The organism is Pseudomonas sp. O39 (assembly GCF_045447295.1).
Lineage (GTDB): Bacteria > Pseudomonadota > Gammaproteobacteria > Pseudomonadales > Pseudomonadaceae > Aquipseudomonas > Aquipseudomonas antarctica_A.
In genome coordinates this window covers 405,324-431,126 of the sequence record NZ_JBJGXV010000004.1, presented here as the reverse complement: position 1 = coordinate 431,126, position 25,803 = coordinate 405,324, and the positions used below count along the sequence as shown (strand labels likewise).

Below are 25,803 nucleotides of genomic sequence, written 5' to 3'. Positions count from 1 at the left end.
GGGAGCGGGTCACCTGCACGGGTGGGAAATGACAGGTAAAAGTGCTGCCATGGCCCAGCACGCTGCTGATTTCCAGCCGTGCACGGTGGCGCAGCAGCACGTGTTTGACGATCGCCAGGCCAAGCCCCGTGCCGCCGGTGTTGGAGTTGCGGCTGGAGTCGACGCGGTAGAAGCGCTCGGTCAGGCGGGGCAGATGCTTGGCGTCGATGCCGATGCCGGAATCCTGCACGCTCAGGTGCGCACCGTGCTCGTCGGCCCACCAGCGGATGCGGATATTGCCCTTGTCCTGGGTGTACTTCACAGCGTTGAACACGAGGTTGGAAAATGCGCTGCGCAACTCACCCTCGCTGCCTTTGAGCAGCACCAACGGGTCGGCTTCCAGGGTGATTTGTTGCTCGCGCTGGCCGGAAAGTGCCTGGGCATCGTTCTTGATAGTCTGCAACAGGCTTTGTACCGCCACGGGGTGGTTGTCCGACGGGTAATCCGTGGCTTCCAGTTTGGCCAGTAACAACAGGTCGTTGAGCAGTGTTTGCATGCGTGAACCTTGCTGTTGCATCTGCTGCAGGGCACGGCTCCAGCGCGGGTTGATCTCGTCGACGTTGTCCAGCAACGTCTCCAGATAGCCGCAGATCACCGTCAGTGGCGTGCGCAGCTCGTGGGACACATTGGCGACGAAGTCTTTGCGCATCTGTTCCAACTGGTGGATGCGGGTGACATCGCGCACCAGCATCAGGTGTTCGTTGTTGCCGTAGCGTGTCAGGTACAGTTGGATGCGCACGCGGTCGTTGGTGGGCGAAGGGATTTCCAGGGCTTCTTCGTAGTTTTCCTGCTCGAAATACTCTTTGAAGCGCGGGTGGCGCACCAGGTTGGTCACCGGCTGGCCGCTGTCCTGAGGCGTCTTGAGGCCCAGCAGGGTCTCGGCGGCGCGGTTCCACCATTCCAGGTTGCCGTCGCTGTCGAGCATGATCACCGCATCTTTGAGCGCGGCGGTGGACTCCTGCACACGGTCGATCACCGCTTGCAGGCGCCCGCGTACCCGTTGGTCGCGGCGTTGCAGGTGGTAGATGCTGTCGAACACCTCGCCCCACAGGCCGTAGCCATCGGGTGGTGCTTCATCGGGTTTGTGTTGGCGCAGCCATTCATGCAGGCGCAGCAGCTGTTTGAGCGTCCAGCCCAGATACAGGCCGATACCCACGGCCAGGCTCCAGCCGTAATAGCCGCTGACCAGGCCTACCACCAGGCAGCCGGTGATCAACAGCAGCATGTGGCGGATCAGGGTGCCATGCCAGTTTTGGTTCACAATCGGTCCTTCGGACAGTGAAAAGTTTCAAGCTGCAAGCTTCAAGTCAAAGCGGATGGGCTTCAACTTGCCGCTTGTAGCTAACTGCTTTAGCTGCTTTCAACCTTTAGTGGAAAAGCGGTAGCCGGTGCCGCGCACGGTTTGTACCAGATTCTCGTAGGCATCGCCCAAGGCTTTGCGCAGGCGGCGGATATGCACGTCCACGGTGCGCTCTTCCACGTACACATTGCCGCCCCACACTTGGTCGAGCAGTTGGCCACGGGTGTAGGCGCGCTCCTGGTGAGTCATGAAAAATTGCAGCAGGCGATATTCGGTCGGGCCCATCTCGGCCGGCTTGCCGTCGATGGTCACGCGGTGGCTGATCGGGTCCAGAATCAGGCCGTCGACTTCGATCGGCGCTTCGCCATCGGTAGGGCCGGCGCGGCGCAATACAGCTTTCAGACGGGCGACCAGTTCACGTGGGGAAAATGGCTTGGTGATGTAGTCATCAGCGCCGACTTCCAGGCCCTGGATCTTGTTGTCCTCTTCACCCTTGGCGGTGAGCATGATGATCGGGATATCCCCGGTCAGCTCGTCACGCTTGAGACGGCGAGCCAGCTCGATACCGGAAGTGCCGGGCAGCATCCAGTCAAGCAGGATCAAGTCCGGCTTGCGGTCGACGATAATGGCATGGGCCTGCTGGGAGTTCTCCGCCTCCAGGCAGTCATAGCCGGCCATTTCCAACGCAACGGCGATCATCTCGCGAATGGGCGCTTCGTCGTCAACGATCAGAATGCTCCTGCCAACCATGCCTAAATCCTCTTGTCATTTAACTGTCTTGCGCCGCATTAGATAACGGAATTATTGCAGTCGTGTGACAGTAATTTAGTCGCTTGGGCAATTCTTGGCACTCTGGACTACCCTTTGGGTCCGAATCCTGACAACCACAAAAGGAAGGTTCCGATGACTCACAGTACTTTTTCCTGGAAAGCCCTGCTGGTAACGGCCGCGTTGACGCTGCCGACACTGGCGTTGGCGGCCGAGCCTGCGATGACCAAAGACGGCATGTTGGTGGACCACAAGGGTATGACGCTCTACACCTTTGCCAAGGACTCTGCTGACAAGTCCATGTGCAACGACAAGTGCGCCACCAACTGGCCGCCGTTGATGGCCGAATCCACCGACAAGCCGATGGGCAAATGGACCGTCATCACCCGTGACGATCAAAAGAGCCAGTGGGCCTACAGTGGCAAACCGCTCTACACCTTCGTCATGGACAAGACGGCCGGTGACATGACCGGTGAAGGCAAAATGGATGGCGCCTGGAAGGTCGCCAAGCCTTAGTTAAACCCGCTGGCGATGAGGGGCCTGGCCCCTCATCGAAACCCGTAATCCGCCACAATTCCGACAAAAATCGCCAACCCGGCCCAGTGGTTGTGCAAAAACGCCTTGAAGCATTTCATGCGGTCTTTGTCGCGGGTGTACCAGAACTCCCAGGCAAAACAGCCCGCCGACGCCAGCAACCCCAGGTGGAACCAGCCTCCCAGCTCGAACCGCGCGCCCGCCAGCAACAGGCAGGCCAGCGACAGGCCTTGCAGAGTGAGGATGATCACGCGGTCGGCATCGCCAAACAGAATGGCCGTGGATTTCACCCCGATCTTCAAGTCATCGTCCCGATCGGTCATCGCGTAATACGTGTCGTAACCCACCGTCCACAGCAAATTGGCGATGTACAGCAGCCACGCAGTGGCCGGCAGATGGCCAGTCTCGGCGGTGAACGCCATCGGCATGCCCCACGAAAACGCCGCGCCCAGCACCACTTGCGGGTAATAGGTGTAGCGCTTCATGAATGGGTAGCTCGCCGCCAGCGCCAAACCGCCGAGGGACAGCAGGATGGTGGTGGCGTTGGTCAGCAGCACCAGCAGGAAACTGATGCCCATCAGCACCGCAAAAAACACCAGCGCCTCTTTGGCGCTGATCTTGCCGCTCACCAGCGGGCGTTGCTCGGTGCGTTTCACATGGCCGTCGACCTTGCGGTCCGCCCAATCATTGATCACGCAGCCACCGGCACGGGTCAGCACCACGCCCAGTACGAAAATCACGATATTGATCAAGGACGGCGAGCCCTTGCCGGCGATCCACAGCGCCCACAGTGTTGGCCATAACAGCAGGTAGATGCCGATGGGCTTGTCCATGCGGGTCAACTGAATGAAATCCCAGGCCCTGGGGTTCAGGCGGTTCAAGGATTTGAGCAGGCGTTGATACATCAGCAGTTCTCCGGATGGTCATGCAACGCGTGCCAGAAGCTCGGCAAGAAAATTTCCGCCACCAGCACACTCAGCGGCCCGCGATCAAAGCGCGAGCGGCGCCCCCACAAGCCGTCGGCCTGGTCCACGGTCGGCAGCCATTGCCGTGGGTAATGGCACACCTCGATGGCCTGGCGGGTGAAGGCGTGATCGCAAAACAGCAACTCGCCCAGCGAACGGCTGCCCAGCTCGTCCATGTGCAACCCGTCGCCCTGCAAGGCACTGCGCGCCGCCACGCTGCGGGCGAACACCCATGGCTGGCCATGCCCGCGCAGATACACCTCGCGCACCCAACCGACAGTGGCCGGGGCCAGGCCGAGCGCTGCACATTCATCCTCGCGCAACGGCTGCCAGCCTTCGAACAGCGGCGTCACGCTGAACCCATCGTTGGACAGCCACGTGAGCCGGCGCGTCAGCGAGCCTTCGTCGAACAGCCAATCAAGGGTCAAGGGCGCGGGCAATGGGCTCAGAAGGCTCTGGGTCAGCCATTGGCAAGCATCGGGAAGGGCGATTGAGTGCGGCACGGTGAGTGAGTATTGGCAGCAAAAGAGGCGGCGAGCTTACCATGGCGTCCTGGGCTTTTGCCGCGCTGAACCGGCCCCATGCGTCGATCGCGCTTGCATCTGCCGGCCCCGATCAGTACAAAACGCCCTGAGCCGCACGGCAACGTAGGTCTATCGACCGTCGGCCAAGATGCCTGGACCCTGAGGAAGCAAGTAATGAAGAAGTGGCAATGTGTAGTCTGCGGCCTGATCTATGACGAAAAAGACGGCTGGCCGGATGACGGTATCGCACCGGGTACCCTGTGGCAGGACGTCCCTGAAGATTGGCTGTGCCCGGACTGTGGCGTGGGCAAAATGGATTTCGAAATGATCGAAATCGGTTAATCATCGATTTAAGAAACGTACTACAAGGAGAAAGGAATGAACGCACCTGTCGTGATCATCGGCACAGGATTGGCCGGTTACAACGTGGCCCGGGAGTTTCGCAAGCTCGACAGCGAGACCCCATTGCTGCTGATCACTGCGGATGATGGGCGCTCCTACTCCAAGCCCATGCTCTCCACCGGTTTTGGCAAGAACAAGGAAGCCGATGGCCTGAGCATGGCTGAACCGGGTGCCATGGCCGAGCAACTCAAGGCCGAAGTGCGCACCCACACCCGCATCAGCGGCATCGACCCTGGCCACAAGCGCCTGTGGATCGGCGAAGAAGCAGTGGCCTACCGTGACCTGATCCTGGCCTGGGGCGCAGAAACTGTGCGCGTTCCGGTTGAGGGTGATGCGGCTGAGCTGATTTTCCCGATCAACGACCTCGAGGACTACGCACGCTTTCGCACCGCTGCCGCCGGCAAACGCCGCGTGCTGGTGCTGGGCGCGGGCCTGATCGGCTGCGAGTTCGCCAACGACCTGATCCTCGGTGGTTACGAAATCGACCTGGTGGCGCCGTGCGAGCAGGTCATGCCGACCCTGCTGCACCCAGCCGCTGCTGCAGCGGTACAAGCCGGGCTGGAAGGCCTTGGCGCGCGTTTCCACCTGGGTCCGGTGCTCAACCGCCTGCAGCGCACCGCTGACGGCCTGGAAGCGCACCTGTCGGACGGTCAAGTCATCCACTGCGACCTGGTGGTCTCGGCCATCGGCCTGCGCCCGCGCGTCGACCTCGCGGCTGCCGCCGGTCTGCAAATCAACCGTGGGATCATGGTGGACCGCCACCTCAAGACCTCCCACGCCAACATCTACGCCCTGGGCGACTGCGCCGAGGTTGATGGCCTGAACCTGCTCTACGTCATGCCACTGATGAGTTGCGCCCGCGCCCTGGCCCAGACCCTGGCCGGCAACGCTACGGCCGTCAGCTATGGGCCGATGCCGATCACCGTGAAAACCCCGATCTGCCCGCTGGTGGTCTCGCCCCCGCCACGCGGCACCGAAGGCGTGTGGAGTGTCGAAGGGCAGGGCGCCGACATCAAGGCCTTGTGCCGCGACGCCAGCGGCCGCCTGCTGGGTTACGCGCTGACCGGCAGTGCGGTTATGGAAAAACTGGCCCTGAACAAAGAACTTCCGCCGTTGCTGGCGTAAATACCGGTCGTTCTGTCGGAATAACCCTGTTTTTCGCTCTAGAAAGGTCGCCGCGAGACTGGCGGAGCGTGCGAGGGCATGCCATCCTCACTCCCGTCTGCCGCAGAGTAGAGCCTGCGGCGCCTTGGGCGTTGCTCCATAAGAGAGCAGCACGGACATAACAACAAAAAACCGTCAAAGAGGCTTCACTTATGCGTAAACCAGAACTCGCAGCCGCCATCGCTGAAAAAGCGGATCTCACCAAAGAACAGGCCAACCGCGTCCTCAACGCCGTTCTCGAAGAAATCACCGGCGCCCTGCACCGCAAGGACAGCGTCACACTGGTTGGCTTCGGTACCTTCCTGCAACGCCACCGCGGCGCCCGCACCGGCAAAAACCCGCAAACCGGTGAGCCTGTGAAGATCAAGGCGAGCAACACCGTTGCGTTCAAGCCGGGCAAGTCGCTCAAAGACAGCGTCAACCCGTAAGAGCGGTACCGTCTGAAGGGAGGCGGGTTGGAAAAAAATGGGCACGCCGACTGGGTCGGGTGCCCATTTTTTGTGGGGACGAGCAATCAATGCTTCTTTTTCTTTTCATCCAGATAGAAATTCAAATATTTCTTTGGTCTTTCTTGAAAGGCGCGTGCCTTACCGAATTTATAAGCTTCATCAAAGTATTTATACGCCTCGGCACTTCTTCCCAGTTCGAGAGATACCATCCCCACATTAATTAATGGACCAGTATCTATATCCGACTCTCGGCCCTCAAGAGTCTTTTGAGCCCATGGCTCGGCTGCGTTGAACTCGCCATTTTCGAAGTGAAGGTTGAAGAGGGAGCCAGTGACCCAAGACGATAAGGGGGTCCACTCAAGCTTTGGTTCCGGCAGTAAACTCCATGCCTTTTGGTATAGGGCGTGCGCTTCAGTTTTACGGTTTTGTTCATCGAGATCGTTGCCTGCCGCCATAGTGGCCATGATCTCATCTGCCAGTGTTGGATTCTCGTCCGCCAAATCTTTCATACAATAATCCTTAATAATATTTAGGCTTTTCTGCGGGGCCGATAAAGTCACCGGGGTCTTTGTACCTGTCAGTCAGCAGCGCGCCTTTGGATCGGTTGTGGGAATAATATTCCAGCTCGTAGTTATCAGGGTCACGCATCCAACCCCGTACTTCTTTTGTTTTAGCTCCGTGATAACCGCCTTTGCTGTTCCAATACTTAACGGCGTCGGTTTTATGAGCCATATCCGCGTCTTTGATCGAATACCATTTTTTATCAGTACTCTGGAACCGCATGTTTTTTCCGGAGCCAATTATTTTGCCTTCAGCTCTCATCCTAGCAATTACGGCTTTTCCTGTGCGGCTGCCTTTACCTGGTGTTCTACCCACTGAGTTCAGGCGGCAGGACAACCCTAGTGGGTCGTTCCAACCGAACGGGTTGAGCGCGTATGCGTAGAAATTCAATCCTCCGTTTAACCCAATCGGATCCGGCGTCGTAAACCGCCCCACATCCGGATCATAAAACCTGAACGTATTGAAATGCAGCCCCGTCTCTCGGTCCAGATATTGCCCCTGAAACCGTAGATTTTGTTCCTCGATGTAATAAGGCTCGCGCGCCTCTTCCAGCGTGCTGCCCCACACCCGATAAGTCGCTTGCCAGACGCTGTGTCCGTCAGCTTCAGTCAGTTGCTCCGGCAACCCGTTCAGGTCGTTGTGGTAATAACGAATTTTCTGCAACGGCCCGGCACCGTCGACGCGAGCCAAAGGTTGGTAGCCTTCGTCTTCATAGACGTAAAGGCTCGTCTGACTGTGCTTGTGCTCCTGCAACAACCGCAGCCCATCCCACATGAACCGGGTTTCCCCCAACGGATACCCATCGCTGCCATGCTCGGTTTTTTCAACCCGTCGCCCCAGCGGGTCGTAGACCATCCTGACCACGCTGCCGCTTTCATTACGCACCTCAACCAACCGGCTTTCTGCGTCATACGCAAACCGCTGCACACCGCGCTTGGCGCTGCGTTTTTCGATCATCCGTCCAAACGCATCGTAGCGATAACGCTTGTCCTGATAGGTCAGCAGCTTGTTATGCACCACTAACCCGGCGCCCGTCTGCGGGCCGTCGAGCAGGTTGGCGGCGGCGTCGTAGGCGAAGGTTTCGCGCTGGCCGTGCAGGTTGTCCTGGCTGGCGATGATGCGGCCGGTGGCGTCGTAGTGCAGCAGTTGGCGGTGTTGTGCCGCGGGTTGCTGGTCGAGTTTGCCGATCAGGTTGTCGGCGGGGTCGTATTCGAACTGCTTTTGCGTCGCCGCAGGCATCAGCGATGGCTGGCTGTTAAGGCGGCGTTGGCGTGAGCGCAGGCGGCCGCTGCGGTCGTATTCGCTGCGGGTGCTGAGCTGGCCTTGGGTGCGCAGCACTTCACGGTGCAGGCGGTCGCGCTCGAAGTCGCTGATGACCTGGCCGTCGAGGTTGATCTGGTGCAGGTGGCCGCTGCCGTAGTACAGGCGATTGAGCCAGCGCCCGTCCGGCAGTTGGGTCTGGATCAGGTTGCCGAGTTCGTCGTAGTGATGTTGCAGCTTGCCGCCGGCACTTTGTTCGGCAAGCAACTGGCCGACAGCGTCGTAGGCGAAACCCAACGCCTGGGCATTGCCTTGCAGATCAGTGAAGGTGACCGCCGTGAGCTGATCCACCGCATCGTAGCTGTACTCAGTGCGGCCATCGTCGGTGGTCTTGGCGACCAGTCGGCCGACCGCATCACGCTCCAGCCGATGAACGATGGGCGCTGGCGGCGTTTCGGGGACCACCGCCAAGCCATTGCCATAAGGCGCCGGAACGGCAGTCACCGCTGTGATGTTGTCCAGCCGGTCGTAGTCGTAGCGCTTGGCGCTGCCGTCGAGGTCTTGCTGTTCAGCCAGCCGATCGCCGGCATCCCACGCAAACCGATAACTTTCACCGTTTTCATTGACCAACGCTTGCAGTCGCCCGTAGCTGTCGTAGCCGAACTGCACCTGGCGACCATGGGCGTCGGTGCGCTGGCGCACCTGGCCACGCCGGTTATGTTGATAGAGCGTGGTGTGCCCGGCGGGATCGGTATAGCCCACCAACTGCCCGCTGGCATCGCGCTGGAAATGTTCGGTGCGGCCGTCCGGCAGTTGGCTGCTGAGCAATCGGCCCTGGGCGTCGTAGCTGAATTGGGTACGTTCACCGAGGGCATCGGTGATGAGCTGCAAATAACCGCGCTCGTCGTAGCTGAAGCGCGTTGGGTAGCCCGAGCAATCAATATGCTCGACCAGTTGCCCGAACGGGTTCCAGCGCAGTTGTTTGCTTTTGCCGGTGGCGTCGATGATTTCCACGACCTGGCCTTGGGCGTCATAACGATAGCGGGTGATGTAACCCAGCGGATCGGTCTCGGCGATGCAATTGCCGCGCGGGTCATAGCGATACTGCCAACTGTTGTCGGCGGCGTCGGTCTCCACCTGCGGTAACGCCCAGTGCTCCAGCCATAAGGTGGAGTCGCTGCGCCCGAGCGGGTCGGTTTCGCCGATCAGGTTGCCGCTCTCATCGTAGCTGTACTCATAGCGGCCGCCTTGCGGGTCGGTGGCGCTGAGTAACTGGCGTTCGTCGTTCCATTCGAACAGCCAGGTCTGGCCGAGATTGTCGCTGTATTGAATGATCTGGTACTGAGTGTTCCAGTGCCGAGTGCTGACGCGTTGCAAACCGTCGGTGATGCGGGTCAGGCCCGCCTGCAAGTCGTAGTCGAACTGGTAGGCGTCGCCCTCATCGGTCCAGTGCCGGACCACACGCCATTCCAGGCCTTCAATCAACGCCCACTCATAGAAGCAGCGCAACCCGGTGGGCAATTGATGCTCAACCATGCGCCGCCCGGCATCGTAGGCGAAGCGTCGCTGCACCTGGCCGGTTGCGTCGCGCACCTGCGCCAGATTGCCCTCGGCGTCATAGCCATAACTGACCAGCAATTCACGATGTTGATCCGGATAGAGGCGTTCGATGTGGGTCACATGGCCCTGATCACGAATCAGCTCAACCTGCACCAGATCGAATGTATCGCGCAGACGCACCAGGCGCCCGGCGTCGTCATAGTCGAGATAAATGCGGTTGTCGTTACGGTCACCCAACTGGCTCAGGCGCAGTCGCGACGGGTTTGCCGGTGTCGGCTCGAACAAGCGGTACACGCCGTCGTCACTTTCGATCAGCAACTGCCCATTCAGGTGTCGCCGCACCGCGAGCCCTTCACCGGCACTGAATACTGCGCCGCCCAACGGAATCGAACCCATGTCGATGGGCCGGCCCTGTTCATCGGTGTAGACCAGCGTTTCGCCGCCCTCGGGATGCGGCTGAATGTCGACGCACACCTCGTAGGCCACGCTCCAACCGGCACCGAACAGGCTGCCTTGGCGTTCGTCGCGGCTGTTGTAAAAGCGCTGCCAGCCGATCGGCAAAATGCCCGGCAGCACGAAATCCAGTTCCTCGACATCGCCGAGTATCTTCGCGCCCGTCGCAGCATGCACCGGGTTCGACGAGCCCATCGCGGCGTTGGCCGCAGCCCCCATCGCGCTGCTGATGGCCATCGAGGTCGCGCCGCTGACCAACATGCACGGCAACTTGCTGAAGAACTTGCCCTTGCTGCCCTTGAGCATCAACAACGCCGTGACCGCCAGGCCGACACCCGGGGTCTTGCCGCTGCGAATTTCACGCACCACCACCGAGCCGCCGCCGATGGCCACGTTGGATGAGATCAAGCCGGACGACACCACCGTCGCATCGCAGGTACTGCGATCACCGCTGCGCACGGCAGGTTGACCATTGACCGTAACCTTTTCCGAACCTTCGGCAAGAAACTGCGGCGGCATTGGCGGGTGCTTCATGCACACGACCAGGTCCAGCGGCTTCGGCACGGCGCCCGGCGCGGGCGTCGCGACGGTGGGGCGCCACATCTGCGAGAAGAAACCTTCGGCCATGTCCAGGTAGCTGGGTTCTGGTTCAGGCTTGGACGCTTCCAGCTCGGTGCCGGCCGGTGTGACATGGGAGCTGATCGCCCCGGCCGCGCGGGCGGCAGGCAGGTTATTGGTGAGGGTATCGGTGGAACCGGTGAGAATGTTCGCCTGCACCGAGGGCGGAAACAGGGCGTTGCTAAAGGCATCGCATATCTTGGTCAGGCCTTTGTCCGCGCCACTCTTGCTCATGGCGAGGCCGACAATCGTGCCCACTACCGCGCCCAGCAGGAAGCAGCCGAGGCCGCCGGTGGCCACAGTAATGCCGGTGGCTGCCACCACGGCAGCGGTCGCCACCGCAGTGATCGCGATATTGGCCGCCACTTCCAGCACACCGCCGAGGATGTCCGCCATCATCGAGGTGTGGGACAGCGCATCGCCCATTCGGGCCGCCCATAACGCGTCAGACATGCAGGCTGCTCATCAAGAAATAGCGTCGAACGACAGCGAATTTTTAATCGTCGCCCAATGCGCCGCTTCCGCATCACCAAGCGTGTCAGCCTTCACATAACTCAAGGCGAGCATCTTGCGCGTGCCCGGCAGCACCAGCGCCAGCTGGTACTGGAACACCTTGTCATTGCCCTTGTTGAACTGGCTGCGCAGCTCAATGCCTTCCACCTCTTGGGCGGCGCCCAAACGCACGGTCACGCTCGGTTGGCAGCGCAAGTCCTGCACCTGTTTTTCCAGGCGCTTGAGCTGGTCGTCGAAGTTGCTGTGCAGGGTTTCGCCGTCGGTGAGGAAGCTGCGGCTGATGATCAAGGAGGTGCCCAGCTCAGGGAACTTGAGGATATTGATCGACGCGTCTTGCAGCTCGCCCGCAGGCAGTTGGAACTGGAATTCGTTGATTCGGTACGTCATGGCAAACGGTCTCGTCAGGAGCTTTTAGGCGCGGGGAAGACGGCTTTAATATTGGCGTCGATGCTTTTTTTGATGCCCTGGCCATCGGGCGTGGCGCCGGGGCCGTGGTCGTTGTTCAGATGCAGTACGCCGCCGGTGTTGAACTCGGCATCGCCGCTGGCATAGAAGCTGATATTCACGCCGGTGAGGTTGATCTGCCCACTGGCGTTCAGCTCCAGGATGCTTTTGCCGCAGACCAGGCGTAGGTTTTCACCCACTTCGATGATGTAGCTCTGGCTGATGCTGTCGGTCTTCCTCTGGCCGACCAAGAGAACGTCCTGCTGCTTGACGATGCGCGTACGGTTATTCCCGATGGTCACCGTCTCGTTATGCCCGATGCTCTTGTTGCGGTCATGCCCGACGGAGTGGCTTTCATCCACTTCCACCACGATGTCCTGATTGCGCTCGGCATGGATATACAACTGCTCCAGACCCTTCTTGTCCTCCATGCGGATTTCATTGAAGTTGGCTGGGGTGCCGCCCTTGCTGGAGCGACTTTTCATGCCGCTCTGGGTGGCATTCTCCGGCAGGTCGTAAGGCACCGTCTGCTCGGCGTTGTATACCCGGCCGGTAATGATCGGCCGGTCCGGGTCACCTTCCAGAAAGCTCACGATCACTTCCTGGCCGATCCGCGGGATCTGCATCGAGCCCCAGTTCTTACCGGCCCAGGATTGCGACACACGAATCCAGCACGAGCTGTTTTCGTTGGATTGGTCATGGCGGTCCCAGTAGAAGTGCACCTTCACGCGGCCATACTGGTCGGTCCAGATTTCTTCACCTTTGGGGCCGACCACGAGAGCAGTCTGCGGGCCTTTGACAATGGGCCGGTGCGTGCTGGCTAAAGGTCGAAAGCTTTGTTGGGCATCGATACAGGTAAGGCTACTTTCGAATTGCGCCGAGCCCGAGCCGCCGCCGCTTTCCAGACTTTCCTGGACGATGTAGTAACGGCAACCGACGATCAGGTATTCGCGGTTCTGGTCCTGGCGGCTGAAGCCGGTGAGGCTGAACAAGTGGCCCGCACCAAGGCCTCGCGCGTTGCCGCTGAACTCGATCTGCTCATGCAGGGTTTGCAGGGCTTCGATGCGGGTGCGCGCGTAGTGTTCGCCGTCTTCACTTTGCACATAAGTGCCGGGGTAGTCGTACAGCGGGTAGTCGCCGGCAGTGTGCGGGCGCGGCATTGCCGAGCGCACGTCGATGCTGGCGCTGGGGCGCTGGAAGTCGTAGTCGTTAAGCTCCAGCGACCCCGGCTGCACCTCGTGCGCCAGGTGCCAGTTGTGCATATGGTCGCGTTCGCGCTGCTGCTCGTCCTTGGGGTAGTACGGAATCGACGCGTAGCCCGGCACCGTGGTATGGGCGCCGTAGGCGTCAGCCAGCACCAGCACATGGCGGTCCTGTTCATGGCGGAAGAAGTAGTAAATGCCTTCCTGTTCCATCAAGCGGCTGACGAAATCAAAGCTGGTTTCGCGGTACTGCACGCAGTATTCCCACTCGCGGTACGGGCGGCTCAGGGCGTCTTCGAAGTCGGAAAAACCCAGGTCGCGAAACACCTGCTTGATGATCTGCGGGATGCTCAGGTTCTGGAAAATCCGGCAGTCCGAGGTGCGGCTCAGCAGCCAGAACCATGGGCGCAGCGTCACCTGGTAACTGGCGAACTGGCCCTGGTCGATGTTCTGGCTGCACCGCGCGACGATGCCGTGGAAATGCCGCTCGCCACCGTCCGCCAGTTGCACCCCCACGCTCATCGGCTTGCCCAGCAGCTGGTTGAGGTCGATGTTGGCGTCGAGCGACGTCAGTTGCAGCTCATAGTTGAACAACCTGCCCAGCTCTTCGCCGCCCCCCATTTCATTGAGCAACAGCACATCCTGCCCAAGGGGGCTGGTGATCTTGGCCAGGCGTGAGGCTTGGTTGAATAGCATCGGTTAACCCGTAAATGACTTAATAGCTGAAGAAACCGAATCCACTGTGGGCGCTGCCTTGTGTGGGAGCTGGCTTGCCTGCGATAGCATCACCGAGGTGTGCCAGACACACCTCGGTGATGCTATCGCGGGCAAGCCCGGCTCCCACACAGCCCCCTCCCACAATTGTGATCGCATTTCGCCAGGTCAATCGGCGTCGTTGAAGTCGTAGTGCAATTCATTGTCCCGGCTGCTGATGCGCACACCCGCCAGTGCCTTGCCTTCAAGCATGCGCGTGAGGAATTCACGGCTCATGTCCGGCAACAGGCTGTTGGTGAGGATGGTGTCGATCATGCGCCCGCCGCTTTCGGTTTCGGTGCAGCGCGAGACGATCAAGTCGACCACCGCGTCGTCGTAGTCGAAGGCAACTTTGTGCGTATTCTCCACGCGCTTTTTGATGCGGTTGAGTTGCAGGCGGGTGATTGCCTTGAGCATCTCGTCGCTCAGCGGGTAGTAAGGGATCGTCACCAAACGGCCCAGCAGTGCCGGCGGGAAAATCTCCAGCAACGGCTGGCGCAACGCCTTGGCGATCTCTTCCGGCTCGGGCATGTTCGCCGGGTCTTTGCAGACGCGGGAGATCAGTTCAGTGCCGGCGTTGGTGGTCAGCAGGATCAGCGTGTTCTTGAAGTCGATCACGCGGCCTTCACCGTCTTCCATCACGCCCTTGTCGAACACCTGGAAGAAGATTTCATGCACGTCCGGGTGGGCTTTTTCCACCTCGTCCAGCAGCACCACACTGTAGGGTTTGCGCCTTACCGCTTCGGTCAGCACGCCGCCTTCGCCGTAGCCGATATAGCCCGGTGGCGCGCCCTTGAGGGTCGACACGGTGTGGGCTTCCTGGAACTCGCTCATGTTGATGGTGATCACGTTCTGCTCACCGCCGTACATGGCTTCGGCCAGGGCCAGGGCGGTTTCGGTCTTGCCCACGCCGGACGTGCCGGCGAGCATGAACACGCCAATCGGCTTGCTCGGGTTGTCGAGACCGGCGCGAGAGGTCTGGATGCGCTTGGCGATCATCTGCAGGGCGTGGTCCTGGCCGATGATGCGTTTTTTCAGGTGCTGGTCGAGGTTAAGCACCGTCTCCAGTTCGTTGCGCGCCATGCGGCCCACTGGAATGCCGGTCCAGTCGGCGACCACCGAGGCCACAGCCTGGTAATCCACGGTCGGCAGGATCAGCGGGGTTTCGCCTTGCAGGGCGGTGAGGCGTTGTTGCAGGTCCACCAGCTGTGCGCGCAATGCATCGTTGCCGCTGTCGACTTCACCGACTTTCTCACGCAGCGTCGCGCGAGTGGCGAGCAGCTCATCCACCAGCGCTTTCTCTTCGGCCCAGCGGCTTTCCAACGTCGCGAGGCGTTCACGTTCAGCGCTCAGCAAGGCTTCGCTGTTGCTTTGGCGCGCGCCAATCACGATGCCGATGGCATGCTCGCGGGCGATGATTTGCAGCTCGGTTTCCAGCGCTTCGATACGGCGGCGGCTGTCGTCCACTTCGGCGGGCACCGCGTGCAGGCTGATGGCAACACGGGCGCAGGCGGTGTCCAGCAGGCTCACGGATTTATCCGGTAACTGGCGGGCGGGAATGTAGCGGTGCGACAGCTTCACCGAGGCTTCCAGGGCCTCATCGAGGATCTGCACCTGATGGTGTTTTTCCATGGTCGAGGCCACGCCGCGCATCATCAGCAGCGCCTTGTCTTCCGACGGCTCGGCGACTTGCACCACTTGGAAGCGGCGGGTCAGCGCCGGGTCTTTTTCGATGTGTTTTTTGTACTCGGCCCAGGTCGTGGCGGCTACGGTGCGCAAGGTGCCACGGGCGAGGGCGGGCTTGAGCAGGTTTGCTGCGTCACCGGTCCCGGCAGCGCCACCGGCACCCACCAGGGTGTGGGCTTCGTCGATAAACAGGATGATCGGTTTGGGCGAGGCCTGCACGTCTTCGATGACTTGGCGCAGGCGCTGTTCGAACTCGCCTTTCATGCTGGCGCCGGCTTGCAACAGGCCCACGTCGAGGCTGCGCAGCTCCACGTCTTTGAGTGCGGGCGGCACGTCACCGGCGACGATGCGCAGGGCGAAACCTTCGACCACGGCAGTTTTGCCCACACCGGCTTCACCGGTGAGGATCGGGTTGTTCTGGCGCCGACGCATCAGGATGTCCACCAGTTGGCGGATCTCTTCATCACGCCCAACGATCGGGTCGAGCTTGCCGCTGCGGGCCTGTTCGGTCAGGTCGACGGTAAAGCGCTTGAGCGCTTCCTGCTTGCCCATCGCGCTCGGCGCCATGGCCCCACTGGCCTCGCCCGGGACTGCACCGGCGTTAAAACCGTCGCTGGCACTGAGGGCGTTTTCCGGCGAGTCGCCGACGTATTCGTCAAAGCGTTCGCTCAGGGTGTCGGCCTTGATCTTGTTGAACTCGGAAGACAAGCCCAGCAGCGCATTGCGCAGGCTCGGCGTCTTGAGAATACCGAGCACCAGGTAACCGGTGCGCACCTGGCTCTCGCCGAACATCAGGCTGCCGTAAACCCAGCCGCGTTCCACGGCTTCTTCCACGTGGGACGACAGGTCAGTGATTGACGTCGAGCCGCGCGGCAGGCGGTCCAGGGCTTCGGTCAGGTCGCGGGCCAGGCGCGCCGGCTCCACGTTGAACTGGCGAACAATGCGGTGCAGATCCGAGTCCTGCAACTGCAGCAGTTGGTGAAACCAGTGAGCCAGTTCCACGTACGGGTTGCCCCGCAGTTTGCAGAACACGGTGGCGGCTTCGATGGCCTTGTAGGCCACGCTGTTGAGTTTGCCGAACAGTGCGGCGCGACTGATTTCACCCATGCTCTGGATTCCTTGAGGTGGTGGCGTGATCGGCGTAATGCCGGGCCAGGATTAGGTCGTTGGCGTCGTGCGCGGGGCAGCCGAGCCATGTGTTGAAGCCCAGGCGGAACTGGCCGTTAAGCTGCAGCTTCGGGACTTCAGGTTGTTGCAAAACCAGGTTCAAGTCCCAGTCCAATTCATGGCCCAGGTACTCGGCCACCCACGCCACCAGCTCGTTGAATGGCTGGCTGCCAGGCAGCATGCCCATGTAGTCATCCAGCTTGAGCGGGCCCAGGCGGATGCGGAACTTATGCTGGCGGTCCCACACGTGGCTGCCCAGGCAAAAGTCCACGCCCAGTTGGTTGGCGCTGACACTGACGCGGCTGCGCTCGGGCAGTTCCAGCCACTGGCCGACGTATTCTTCAATCTCAACCGGCAAGCCGAAGTATTCGCTGAGGATCGCCTTCAAACCGTCCGGGTAGCGGGTCTGTGCCGACAAGTGGCCGCTGTAATGCAGCTTCGCCGTATCGGGAATCAGCCCCTGATTCAGCAGGCTCGGCATTCCTCGGCCGCTCAGTGCTGCCAGGCGTGCCGACCAGTAATCATCGTCCGGTCGGTCGTGGCTGACCGTCGGCCGCGCTTCGGCCCAGGCCCGGTAAAACAGGCTGAGCAGGCGATGGTGGAACACATCCAAAAAATGTTTGCTGGTGCTGTCGGCGTTGTTGCGCTGACGCTCGCGCACGTACTCGGTGATGTGCAGCGGCAACGGGCCGTTGGGGCCGCCGAGGCCGAAGAAGAACTGTTCCAGTCGCGCAGGCTTACCGTCGCCGCCGGGGTCGACCGAGGCCAAGGTGGCCGGGGCGAAGGTGCAATCGGCTTGCTGCCCCAGACGCAACGGGTCATCCGCCAGGCGCAGGGAATGGCCCAGGCGCGGCAGCTCTGGCGACTCGCACTCGATACGCCGCAGCGCCTGGAAGAAATCGTATTCCCAGGGCTCCTGATGCATCGCATCCAGTGTGTTCACAGGGTCGGACGACGCCCGGGCTTGGCTTTCCATCGCATGATCTCGCCGCGTTCGGTGGTACGGATCACCGTCTCGGTAAAACTGTTGATCGACACGTAACGTGCCAGAAAGCGTTCCAGCACCGCACCGAGCAGGAACACGCCGGTGCCGCGAAACGCGTTTTCATCAAATTCCAGGGTGATTTCCAAGCCGCGGCCAAACACGATCGGGCCAGGCATCGGCAAGCGCCGGGTCACGGCTTTGCTGCTGACTTCGCGCAGGCCTTCGATCTGCAATTGCAGGGCAGCGTCATTGCTATCGCCGTACAGACGCAGCAGTTCGCGCAAGGCGCCGGCGCCCTGGCCTTGCTCGCTCAGCGACAAGTAATTGAGCGACAACTGGCTGATCAGGCGCCAGGCCTTGGCGTCGTGGGCATGGCTGGCGCGCGGGCGGCTCGGGCCGGCCACACAGCGCACAGACAACACAGGCGCGCTGTCGGCCAAGGTGAAGTCGGTCTTGCCGTTACCCGTACTCATGAACAGCGGCAAATCGCGGTTGGTGCACAGTGCGGTCACGCCGAGTTGGCGCAGGTCGTGGCGGTACGGCGCTTGCTGGCTGTCAACCAGGCTGACGAAGGTTTCGCTGCCCACATAGGTGGAGCGCGGGCCGTTGCGGCGTTGGTCGCTGGACAGTACGCGTGGTTCACGGCGTACGGTGTAATACGCTTTGTCGCGACCATAGCGCGATGGGTCGCGCACCGCGTAGAACGGCAGAAACGGTTGCTCCGGCCCCGTGCCGTGCCCAGTGATGCCGCTCAGCGAGTGAATCTCGAAATCCATCGGCCGGGTGCGGTCAGCGATTACATGGTGTTCGTTGACGCGGTCAGACAGGTGGATACGGTCCACGCGTTTCGGGAACAGGTTGATCGCCGGCGTGCAGAACGGCATGAACTGCGCCGCGCCGACACTGCCTTCCAGGCTCGGTTCGTAGCGGTCGAACAACACGATCAGTTCCAGCTCCTGGCCGTCGCAGCGTTTGACTGCGCGGCCCAGTTCGGCGAACTCGACGAACAGGAAGCGATGGGGCAGGGCGAAATATTCCTGCAACAACCGGTAGCCCTGAAACGCGCGCGCCACCACCGGCATGGCCGCGTCGGCATCGTCAAAACCCCGTGAACGCAGCGCGTCTTGCGGCAGGCGTTCAACCCAGTCACCGCCGGGCTTGCGTGCAAACACCGCGCAGGCGTTGCCGAGCAATTGTTCGTAGAGGCGAAACGGTTGCTCATCGGCGCCGCTGAGGTACAGCGGCAGGCTGTCGAGGTCGAGGCTGTTGAACGCCAACTCGGCGCCGGTGCGCAGGGTCAGGCGCAAGCCGGCCTTGGCTTTCGGCTCGCTGGCAGCCAGTCGCCCGAGTACGGCGGCGGGGTTGCCGAAGTACTCGGCGCCGCTGACCTGCAACGGCCACAACGTCACCGGGTGTGCGGTGCGGTACTCGCAGCAGGTCTGGGTTTCGCGGCCCAGTGCGGCCCGCAAAACCGTGTCGCGGGGCAGCGGGAAGCCGCTGGCCAGCGAGCCTTCGTCGGGGTCGGTCTGCAATTGCACCACGGTCATCGACGGCGTCGGCGCCAGGTAGTGCGGGTAGGCGATTTCCAGCAGGTTATGGGTGAAGGTCGGGTACTCGGCGTCGAGCTTGAGCTGTACGCGCGCCGTGAGGTAGGCAAAACCCTCGAGCAAGCGTTCGACGTAAGGGTCGGCGCAGTCCATACCGGACAGGGTCAGCCGACTGGCGATCTTCGGGTATTCCTTGGCGAACTCGGCGGCGCTTTCGCGCACGTGGTGCAGTTCCTGGTTGTACAGCTCCAGCAGGCGCGGGTTCATGGGCGCCTCCGCTGGTCGGCATTCACCACGCGCACATGGCCGGACTCCAGGTCGAGGTCGGTTTGCAGCAACAGGCGCAACGGCACCGGCTGTGCCCACAGGTCGCCTTCGATCTCGAAACTCAGGGCGTTGTGGTTCATCTCGCCATGGCCGACGCGGGCTTTGACGCGCAGGGTGTGGCGCAGAATACGTGGCTCAAAGGTGGCGATTGCCTGGTAGATCAGGGCTTCCAGGGCTTTAATGTCGACGCTGGAAACGCTGTTGCCCGCCAGTGCCGGCAGGCCGTAATTGACCACCGACGTACCGGCCGGGGTGTGCAGCGTGGCATCGGCATCCAGCAACGACGTGGTGTTGAGCAGCCACGCCAGGTCGCGCAGAACCGAGGCTTTCAATTGGGTCAGGGACAGCACGCGTTTGTCGGCGCTTTCCTTGGGGTTGGTTGGGTCGTCGTCGGTCAGCCGGTCCAGCAAGGACGGTTGCAGACGGTCGCGGGAAGCGATTTCAGTTACCACCAAAGCAGCTCCACGGACGGGTTGTGAGAGGGACGGTTTTGCAGCGGGGCAGGTGTCAGGGGCCGTAGCGCAGGGCCACGGCCTCCAGGGCTATCAGCGTTTGGTGTTGGAACGGATGTTCCAGCCAAACTTGATCGCGCCGCCGTCTTTGGTGCCGTCGGCTTTCTGCGGCTGGTAGTCGACCATCACTTGGGCGAAGTTGAGGGTGACGTTTTCGGTCAGGCGATCATCAGTGCCCGAGCCGCCGGTGCTCAGGGAAGTGACCAGCACTTCTTCCAGGTTGATCACCATGTACTCGACCTGGCTTTCACCACCGGCCTTGCGCACGGTCAGCTTGACCTTGTCGATGTGCTTGCCGCTGGCGCAGTGCATCATCAGGTTCGGCGACGCCTTGTCGACGTACTTGGTCAGCGACAGGTCCTGGATATTCACCTTGCCTGCGCCGCCGCCACCGCCAACATGCATGTTGCCGGACTGGGCCATGCCCCAGCTCCAGTTCAGCACGTCGATTTCGTCCTTGTGGGCCTTGTCCATGGACTCGCCCTTGATGTCGCCGATCTTGATGAAAATATCAACAGCCATGTTTTCTCCCTGTGTGGCGTGCGCCACTCGATTTGGTTACCGCCAATGGGGCAGTGCTTTTCTGTGGGAGCAGGCTTGCCTGCGATCGCATCAACGCGGTCTGACTGACAGACAGCGTCGCCTGAATCGCGGGCAAGCCCGGCTCCCACAGAAGAGCCGGTTCAACAGCTACTTACGCGCTTTTCGCCGAAGGCAGTTTCGATACCAGGCGCAGCGACACGGTCAGCCCTTCAAGCTGATAGTGCGGGCGCAGGTAGAACTTCGAGTTGTAGTAACCCGGGTTGCCTTCGACGTCTTCCACGATCACTTCGGCAGCTGCCAACGGGTGCTGGGCCTTGGTGGTTTCGGTGGAGTGCGCCGGGTCGCCGTCGACGTAGTTGAGGATCCAGTCCTGCAACCAGCGCTGCATCTCGTCCTTCTCTTTGAAGGAACCGATCTTGTCGCGCACGATGCACTTCAAGTAGTGAGCGAAACGGCAGGTGGCGAACAGGTACGGCAGGCGCGCGGCCAGGTTGGCGTTGGCGGTGGCGTCCGGGTCATCGTATTCGGCCGGTTTCTGCAACGACTGGGCGCCGATGAAGGCAGCGAAGTCGGTGTTTTTCTTGTGCAGCAGGGGCATGAAGCCGTTCTTCGCCAGTTCCGCTTCGCGGCGGTCGCTGATGGCGATTTCGGTCGGGCACTTCATGTCCACGCCGCCGTCATCGGTCGGGAACGTGTGAGCAGGCAGGTTTTCCACTTCACCGCCGGACTCCACGCCACGGATGCGCGAGCACCAGCCGTAGTGTTTGAACGAACGGTTGATGTTCACCGCCATCGCGTACGCGGCGTTGGCCCAGGTGTACTTGGAGCTGTCCGCACCGTCGGTGTTTTCTTCGAAGGCGAAGGCTTCCACCGGGTCGGTCTTGGCGCCATACGGCAGGCGTGCCAGGAAGCGCGGCATGGTCAGGCCGATGTAGCGCGAGTCTTCCGATTCACGCAGCGAGCGCCAGCCGGCGTATTCCGGGGTGGTGAAGATTTTGGTCAGGTCGCGCGGGTTCGACAGTTCCTGCCAGGAGCCCATGCCCATCACGGTCGGCGAAGCCGCAGCGATGAATGGGGCGTGCATGGCGGCGCAGACTTTCGACAGCTCGCCCAGCAGCTCCACGTCGGGTGGCGACTGGTCGAAGTAGTAGTCGCCCACCAGGCAACCGTAGGGTTCGCCGCCGAACTGGCCGTATTCTTCTTCGTACATCTTCTTGAAGATCGGGCTCTGGTCCCACGCAGTGCCCTTGAATTTCTTCAGGGTCTTGTGCAGGTCCGGCTTGGAGATGTTGAGCACGCGAATCTTCAGCTGCTCATCGCTCTCGGTGTTGTTGACCAGGTAGTGCAGGCCACGCCAGGCGCTTTCCAGTTGCTGGAAATCCTGGTGATGGATGATCTGGTTAACCTGGGCGGTCAGCTTGGCGTCGATGGCGGCGATGATCGATTCAATCGACTTGATCGCGTCATTGGACACCAGGTCCGTCTGCGCCAGAGCCTGTTCGGCCAGGGTGCGCACGGCGGTTTCCACGGCTTCGCGGGCACGTTCGGTCTTGGGTTTGAATTCTTGCAGCAGCAGGTTCGCGAACTCGCTGGCTTCTTCGGTAGCGCCCAGGATCTGGGAGCCTTCGCGGACGGTATTCTCGGTCATGATTACTGGTCCCCTGCCGGCTTAGGCGCGCTTGCAAGGGCCTGCAGCAAAGCCGGGTCCTTGATCGCTTTCATGATGATTTCTTCAGCGCCGGTCTTGCCGTCCATGTAGGTCAGCAGGTTGGCGAGCTGGGTGCGGGCTTCGAGCAGCTGTTTGAGCGAGTCGACCTTGCGCGCCACGGCGGCCGGGCTGAAGTCGTCCATGCTTTCGAAGGTGATGTCCAGGCTCAGGTTGCCTTCGCCGGTCAACTCGTTCGGTACATGGAACGCCACGCGCGGCTGCATGGCCTTGAGGCGCGAGTCGAAGTTATCGACGTCCACTTCAAGGAACTTGCGGTCGGCCACAGGTGCGAGCGGTTCGGCAGGCTTGCCGGCGAGGTCGGCCATCACGCCCATCACGAAGGGCAGCTGGACCTTTTTCTCGGCGCCGTAAAGCTCGACGTCGTACTCGATCTGCACTCGAGGCGCACGGTTGCGCGCGATGAATTTCTGAGAACTTTGCTTCGCCACGTTGCTGCTCCTGGTCGCTTGAGCGACGGTGTTGTTACTGCACAGTCGAGCGGCTTACTCGCCGTCCGGGCCGCGCAGGTTTTCAAATTGGGACATGCCGTCGGGAATCAGATTGCGCACGATGGCCGCAAAATCGGCGTGCACCAGATTTTTCGCTCGGTTCAACAGCACCGGCAGCGGGCTCGAAGGCTCGTGCCGGGTGTAGTACGCAAGGATCTTGTCGAGGCTGCGCAGCACGTCATCGCGGCTGGCGATGTCACCCGTTGGGCGCGGTGCGGCGGGGGCAGCGGCGTATTCAACCGAGGGGGCATTGTCGTCACTGACGGCCTCGGGCTCGCTGCTGGTATCGCTATTCGGTACGAATTGGTTGAGGACTTGCAGCGCCTGCTTGAGCGGTTGCTTCAACAGGCTGAGGTCCACGCCCTGGGCCGAACCGACCTGGTCGCTGACCTGTTGTTCGATGGCTTCGCAGGCGGCACGCGCAGCGCTCAGGGCGTCGTGGGTGGCCTGCAGTTGTTCCGGGTCGCTGTCGAGGAACGCGGCGTTCAGTTGCTGGGCGCCGAGTTGTTCATCGGGGAAACTCATCAGGCCGCTGGCGTTCAGCGCGGCGCGCAGGCTCACCGGCCCGAACGTGCGTGAGCGCGTGAGGATGCTTTCGCGCAGCAGACGAATGGTCGCGTCGCTGGTCAAGCCCGAGAGGGCGTTGATGCGCACGGTGGGGTCGTTATCGTCGTCGGCATCCAGGCGCGGGTGCAGGTCGGCCCAGTATTCGCGCAGCAGCGCGTTGATCAGCGTGAGGACTTCGGCCAGCCCGGCCGGACCCTGCAGGGCGAGGGAGCTTTGCAGCAGAAAATGGGTGATACGCAGGTCTTTGCTGCGCTGCAACAAGTCGAGGCTTTGCTGCTGGATGCTGCGCCAGTCCGGCGGTTCAGCGGGCAGGATGGAGTCGCCCATGCTGCGCTCGGGTTGGCCCTTGGCGGCACGCTCCAGGTGGAGAAAGTCCGCGTCATATTCCATGTCTTCGCCACATGGCGAAGTCGCGGAAACGGCGGCGAGCAGCAACGGCACATCCACTTGATTCGATCTCCCTATCGGCCCGTTAGATATCGGGCAATTCATGCAATAGTTGCGTAATGAACTTTGCATGGGTTCTTGGTCATATATGCAGCGGTGCCACTAATGTGCCACTACCGATGTTCAAGAAGTTGTGCATTTTTGGTGTAGTAGTTACGCCTTGTCAAGGTAAGCTATTCGCCCTCTGTGACAGATGTGCGGTGTTTAACACCCTGCGCGACTGACGGGTCTAACGGCGGCCCAAGGCAGGATTTTTGTCATAGAGGCCGAGTAAGATCAGCGATCATGCTGACAAAAGCAGGTTTTCAAGGTCGTTTGCACGACCTGGCGGTGATCTCTCGGGAAGACGGGTCCCTTTGGGTAACCCCTGGATAGACCGCGCGCGATGTATCAGCAAGGAGGCAAGATGTCGCTGTGTTTGACTATCACTAGTTATCACAAAATCACCCCTGGGCAATGCCCTGAAAAGTCCATGAATCAGGGCGTGATGGCTATTGGCCGCAGTTCCGATAATGACTGGGTATTGCCCGACCCAGAGCGCCTTGTCTCTTCGCAGCACTGCGTTATTCAATACAAAGATGGCCGTTACTATTTAACCGATAACAGTACCAACGGCGTGGAGCTGGTTAACGCCGGTATTCGCATGCGCCGGGGTAACAGCGAGCCGTTGCAAGATGGTGAGCTGATCCGCATCGGCGATTACGAAATCCAGGCGCGTATCGACTTCAACGTGCAAGCGGTTGATAGCCAGTTGTTTGCTGGCGATTCGCCGAACAGCTTTGAGGCGCTGATGGGGGCGGTGGTGAACTCGCCTGCGCCGACGCCGGCAATTGCGCCGCAGTTCCAGGGCGCCTCGTCGATGGACACGCTGCCGGATCTGTTCGACTTCCTCACCCCGACCAGCGTACCGCCGCCGACTGTGGCGGACCACGTACCCTCCGAGCAACACGACTTCCGTCCACCGACGCCGGTGGCCGTGCCGGTGGTCGAGAAGCCGGTCGTATCCGGTTCAGTCATTCCCGAAGACTGGGACCTGTTTGGCGACACGCCAGCGCCTGTCGTCACAGCCCCCCAGCCTGTTGCGCCGCCCGAACCGCCACCTGCGCCGATCCTCCCGCCAGCCGCCCCGGACACCCAGCAGCCCGACCTGCTGCAAGCCTTCCTGCGCGGCGCCGGCCTTGACCAACTGCGCCTCGACAAAGCCGACGCCTGCGCGCAAATGGAAAGCATCGGCCGCAGCTACCGGCTGATGGTCGAAGGCCTGATCGACGTCTTGCGTGCCCGTGCCAGCCTCAAGGGCGAGTTCCGCATGCAGCAGACGATGATCCGGCCAGCCGAAAACAATCCGTTGAAATTCGCGCCGAATGCCGACGAAGCCTTACTGCTGCTGCTTCGCCACGGTAACCAAGCGTTTATGGCGCCGGACATCGCCGTGCGCGACAGTTTCGACGACTTGCGCGCCCACCAACTGGCAGTAATGGCCGGTGTGGAAGCGGCGATCAAACACCTGCTCACGCGTTTTGAGCCGGCACAGCTGGAAGAGCGCATGGGTAAGCCCGGCGGGCTGTCGAGCCTTTTTAACGGCTCGCGCCAGGCCCAGTACTGGCAGCAGTTCACCGAGCTTTACAGCAATATTTCCCGCGAGGCCCAGGAAGATTTCCAGGACCTGTTCGGCCGCGAATTCAGCCGGGCCTACGAAGAACACAGCGCACGACAGCGACGCTAAATCGCGCCGCAGTAATGGATAAAACGGATAGCTAAGTACGTCATTGAGGACGCAGGATGATTCCCAGGTTTTTACTCGCAGCAGCCACCGCGTTGCTGCTGACGGCGTGTGCCAAGGATGCCGCCAAACCCCAGGCGGTTGCCGAGGCCGAGGCGGACACCGCCGCCGTCGAGTTGCACTTTCACGCGATTACCGGGCTCAACCCCGGCGCCAACGGCCAGGCAGCGCCGGTGCGGGTGCGCATCTTCGAACTGAAAAACGCCGCCACCTTCAGTCGCTCCGACTACTTCGCGCTGGCTGACCGCGCGCAATCCACCCTCGGTCTGGACCTGCTGGACCAGGACGAAGTGATGGTCCAACCCGGCCAGCAATTGAGCATTCAACGCGACCTCGACCCTTCCACACGCCAAATCGGTTTGCTGGTGGGCTATCGCGAGTTGGACCGCGCGCAATGGCGCACGGTGCTCAACGTGCCGGCTCGCCAGTACACCGAATACCAGATCAGCCTCGATGTGCGCGCCGTGCGCGCCGACGTCGTGGTTCCCCCATCCAGCCCTGCCCAATAAGAAG

22 protein-coding genes are annotated in these 25,803 nt (G+C 61.2%); 6 read left to right on the top strand and 16 right to left on the bottom strand.

Annotation, left to right across the window (positions count from 1 at the left end; all coding sequences use genetic code 11):
- Together phoR and phoB are read right to left on the bottom strand one after the other, a co-directional pair.
- On the bottom strand, positions 1-1,264 hold a 1,264-nt coding region (phoR, locus tag ACI77D_RS08925), incomplete at its 3' end, for a phosphate regulon sensor histidine kinase PhoR (RefSeq protein WP_407016409.1).
- 135 nt (positions 1,265-1,399) lie between these two features.
- On the bottom strand, positions 1,400-2,089 hold the full coding sequence (gene phoB, locus ACI77D_RS08920) for a phosphate regulon transcriptional regulator PhoB (protein WP_003195617.1): 690 nt from the start codon (positions 2,087-2,089) through the stop codon (positions 1,400-1,402).
- A gap of 153 nt (positions 2,090-2,242) precedes the next feature.
- Here phoB and ACI77D_RS08915 point away from each other — a divergent pair, with 153 nt between their 5' ends.
- Complete coding sequence (locus ACI77D_RS08915; protein WP_221295915.1) at positions 2,243-2,623, top strand: hypothetical protein; 381 nt, start codon at positions 2,243-2,245, stop codon at positions 2,621-2,623.
- Positions 2,624-2,655: 32 nt separating this feature from the next.
- On the opposite strand, the gene ubiA is transcribed toward ACI77D_RS08915, so the two are convergent.
- Together ubiA and ACI77D_RS08905 are read right to left on the bottom strand one after the other, a co-directional pair.
- Positions 2,656-3,546, bottom strand: a complete 891-nt coding sequence (gene ubiA, locus ACI77D_RS08910; RefSeq protein WP_407016406.1) for a 4-hydroxybenzoate octaprenyltransferase — start codon at positions 3,544-3,546, stop codon at positions 2,656-2,658.
- On the bottom strand, positions 3,546-4,109 hold the full coding sequence (locus ACI77D_RS08905) for a chorismate lyase (protein ID WP_221295914.1): 564 nt from the start codon (positions 4,107-4,109) through the stop codon (positions 3,546-3,548). The genes ubiA and ACI77D_RS08905 overlap by 1 nt, the downstream gene beginning before the upstream one ends.
- 195 nt (positions 4,110-4,304) lie before the next feature.
- Here ACI77D_RS08905 and ACI77D_RS08900 point away from each other — a divergent pair, with 195 nt between their 5' ends.
- The 3 genes from ACI77D_RS08900 to ACI77D_RS08890 all read left to right on the top strand — a co-directional run bounded on the left by ACI77D_RS08900 (position 4,305) and on the right by ACI77D_RS08890 (position 6,124).
- Positions 4,305-4,472: a rubredoxin gene (locus ACI77D_RS08900; protein WP_003213373.1), complete on the top strand. Its 168-nt coding sequence runs from the start codon at positions 4,305-4,307 to the stop codon at positions 4,470-4,472.
- A gap of 36 nt (positions 4,473-4,508) precedes the next feature.
- Positions 4,509-5,657, top strand: a complete 1,149-nt coding sequence (locus tag ACI77D_RS08895; protein ID WP_407016405.1) for an NAD(P)/FAD-dependent oxidoreductase — start codon at positions 4,509-4,511, stop codon at positions 5,655-5,657.
- A 191-nt stretch (positions 5,658-5,848) separates the two neighbouring features.
- Entirely contained in the window at positions 5,849-6,124 is a 276-nt protein-coding gene (locus ACI77D_RS08890; RefSeq protein ID WP_003213368.1) for an HU family DNA-binding protein, read from the top strand.
- A gap of 86 nt (positions 6,125-6,210) precedes the next feature.
- On the opposite strand, the gene ACI77D_RS08885 is transcribed toward ACI77D_RS08890, so the two are convergent.
- The 12 genes from ACI77D_RS08885 to tssA all read right to left on the bottom strand — a co-directional run bounded on the left by ACI77D_RS08885 (position 6,211) and on the right by tssA (position 23,507).
- On the bottom strand, positions 6,211-6,654 hold the full coding sequence (locus ACI77D_RS08885; RefSeq protein WP_064454754.1) for a hypothetical protein: 444 nt from the start codon (positions 6,652-6,654) through the stop codon (positions 6,211-6,213).
- A 10-nt stretch (positions 6,655-6,664) separates the two neighbouring features.
- Positions 6,665-11,050, bottom strand: coding sequence for an RHS repeat-associated core domain-containing protein (locus ACI77D_RS08880; protein WP_407016404.1), 4,386 nt, complete (start codon positions 11,048-11,050; stop codon positions 6,665-6,667).
- Positions 11,051-11,062: 12 nt separating this feature from the next.
- On the bottom strand, positions 11,063-11,497 hold the full coding sequence (locus tag ACI77D_RS08875; protein WP_064454753.1) for a DcrB-related protein: 435 nt from the start codon (positions 11,495-11,497) through the stop codon (positions 11,063-11,065).
- A 14-nt stretch (positions 11,498-11,511) separates the two neighbouring features.
- Positions 11,512-13,452 (bottom strand): type VI secretion system Vgr family protein, encoded by a 1,941-nt coding sequence (locus ACI77D_RS08870; RefSeq protein WP_407016403.1) that lies wholly within the window; start codon positions 13,450-13,452, stop codon positions 11,512-11,514.
- A gap of 186 nt (positions 13,453-13,638) precedes the next feature.
- Positions 13,639-16,302 (bottom strand): type VI secretion system ATPase TssH, encoded by a 2,664-nt coding sequence (gene tssH / locus ACI77D_RS08865; protein ID WP_221295912.1) that lies wholly within the window; start codon positions 16,300-16,302, stop codon positions 13,639-13,641.
- Positions 16,295-17,338, bottom strand: a complete 1,044-nt coding sequence (gene tssG, locus ACI77D_RS08860; protein WP_407016402.1) for a type VI secretion system baseplate subunit TssG — start codon at positions 17,336-17,338, stop codon at positions 16,295-16,297. The genes tssH and tssG overlap by 8 nt, the downstream gene beginning before the upstream one ends.
- On the bottom strand, positions 17,302-19,161 hold the full coding sequence (gene tssF, locus ACI77D_RS08855) for a type VI secretion system baseplate subunit TssF (protein WP_262666579.1): 1,860 nt from the start codon (positions 19,159-19,161) through the stop codon (positions 17,302-17,304). The genes tssG and tssF overlap by 37 nt, the downstream gene beginning before the upstream one ends.
- Entirely contained in the window at positions 19,158-19,673 is a 516-nt protein-coding gene (tssE, locus tag ACI77D_RS08850; protein WP_005792513.1) for a type VI secretion system baseplate subunit TssE, read from the bottom strand. Before tssE ends, tssF begins: the two co-directional genes overlap by 4 nt.
- 93 nt (positions 19,674-19,766) lie before the next feature.
- A complete protein-coding gene (locus ACI77D_RS08845; protein ID WP_005792512.1) occupies positions 19,767-20,255 on the bottom strand; it encodes a type VI secretion system tube protein Hcp in 489 nt (162 codons plus the stop codon).
- 172 nt (positions 20,256-20,427) lie between these two features.
- On the bottom strand, positions 20,428-21,924 hold the full coding sequence (gene tssC / locus ACI77D_RS08840; protein ID WP_064454748.1) for a type VI secretion system contractile sheath large subunit: 1,497 nt from the start codon (positions 21,922-21,924) through the stop codon (positions 20,428-20,430).
- A 2-nt stretch (positions 21,925-21,926) separates the two neighbouring features.
- The gene (gene tssB / locus ACI77D_RS08835; protein ID WP_017135823.1) at positions 21,927-22,433 is read right to left on the bottom strand and encodes a type VI secretion system contractile sheath small subunit; all 507 of its coding nucleotides are present in this window, start codon (positions 22,431-22,433) and stop codon (positions 21,927-21,929) included.
- Between the two features lie 54 nt (positions 22,434-22,487).
- A complete protein-coding gene (gene tssA / locus ACI77D_RS08830) occupies positions 22,488-23,507 on the bottom strand; it encodes a type VI secretion system protein TssA (protein ID WP_064454746.1) in 1,020 nt (339 codons plus the stop codon).
- A 406-nt stretch (positions 23,508-23,913) separates the two neighbouring features.
- On the opposite strand from tssA, the gene tagH reads away from it, so the two are divergent.
- Together tagH and tssJ are read left to right on the top strand one after the other, a co-directional pair.
- Positions 23,914-25,233: a type VI secretion system-associated FHA domain protein TagH gene (tagH, locus tag ACI77D_RS08825; protein WP_221295909.1), complete on the top strand. Its 1,320-nt coding sequence runs from the start codon at positions 23,914-23,916 to the stop codon at positions 25,231-25,233.
- A 56-nt stretch (positions 25,234-25,289) separates the two neighbouring features.
- On the top strand, positions 25,290-25,799 hold the full coding sequence (gene tssJ, locus ACI77D_RS08820; protein ID WP_407016400.1) for a type VI secretion system lipoprotein TssJ: 510 nt from the start codon (positions 25,290-25,292) through the stop codon (positions 25,797-25,799).
- Positions 25,800-25,803 lie beyond the last annotated feature (4 nt).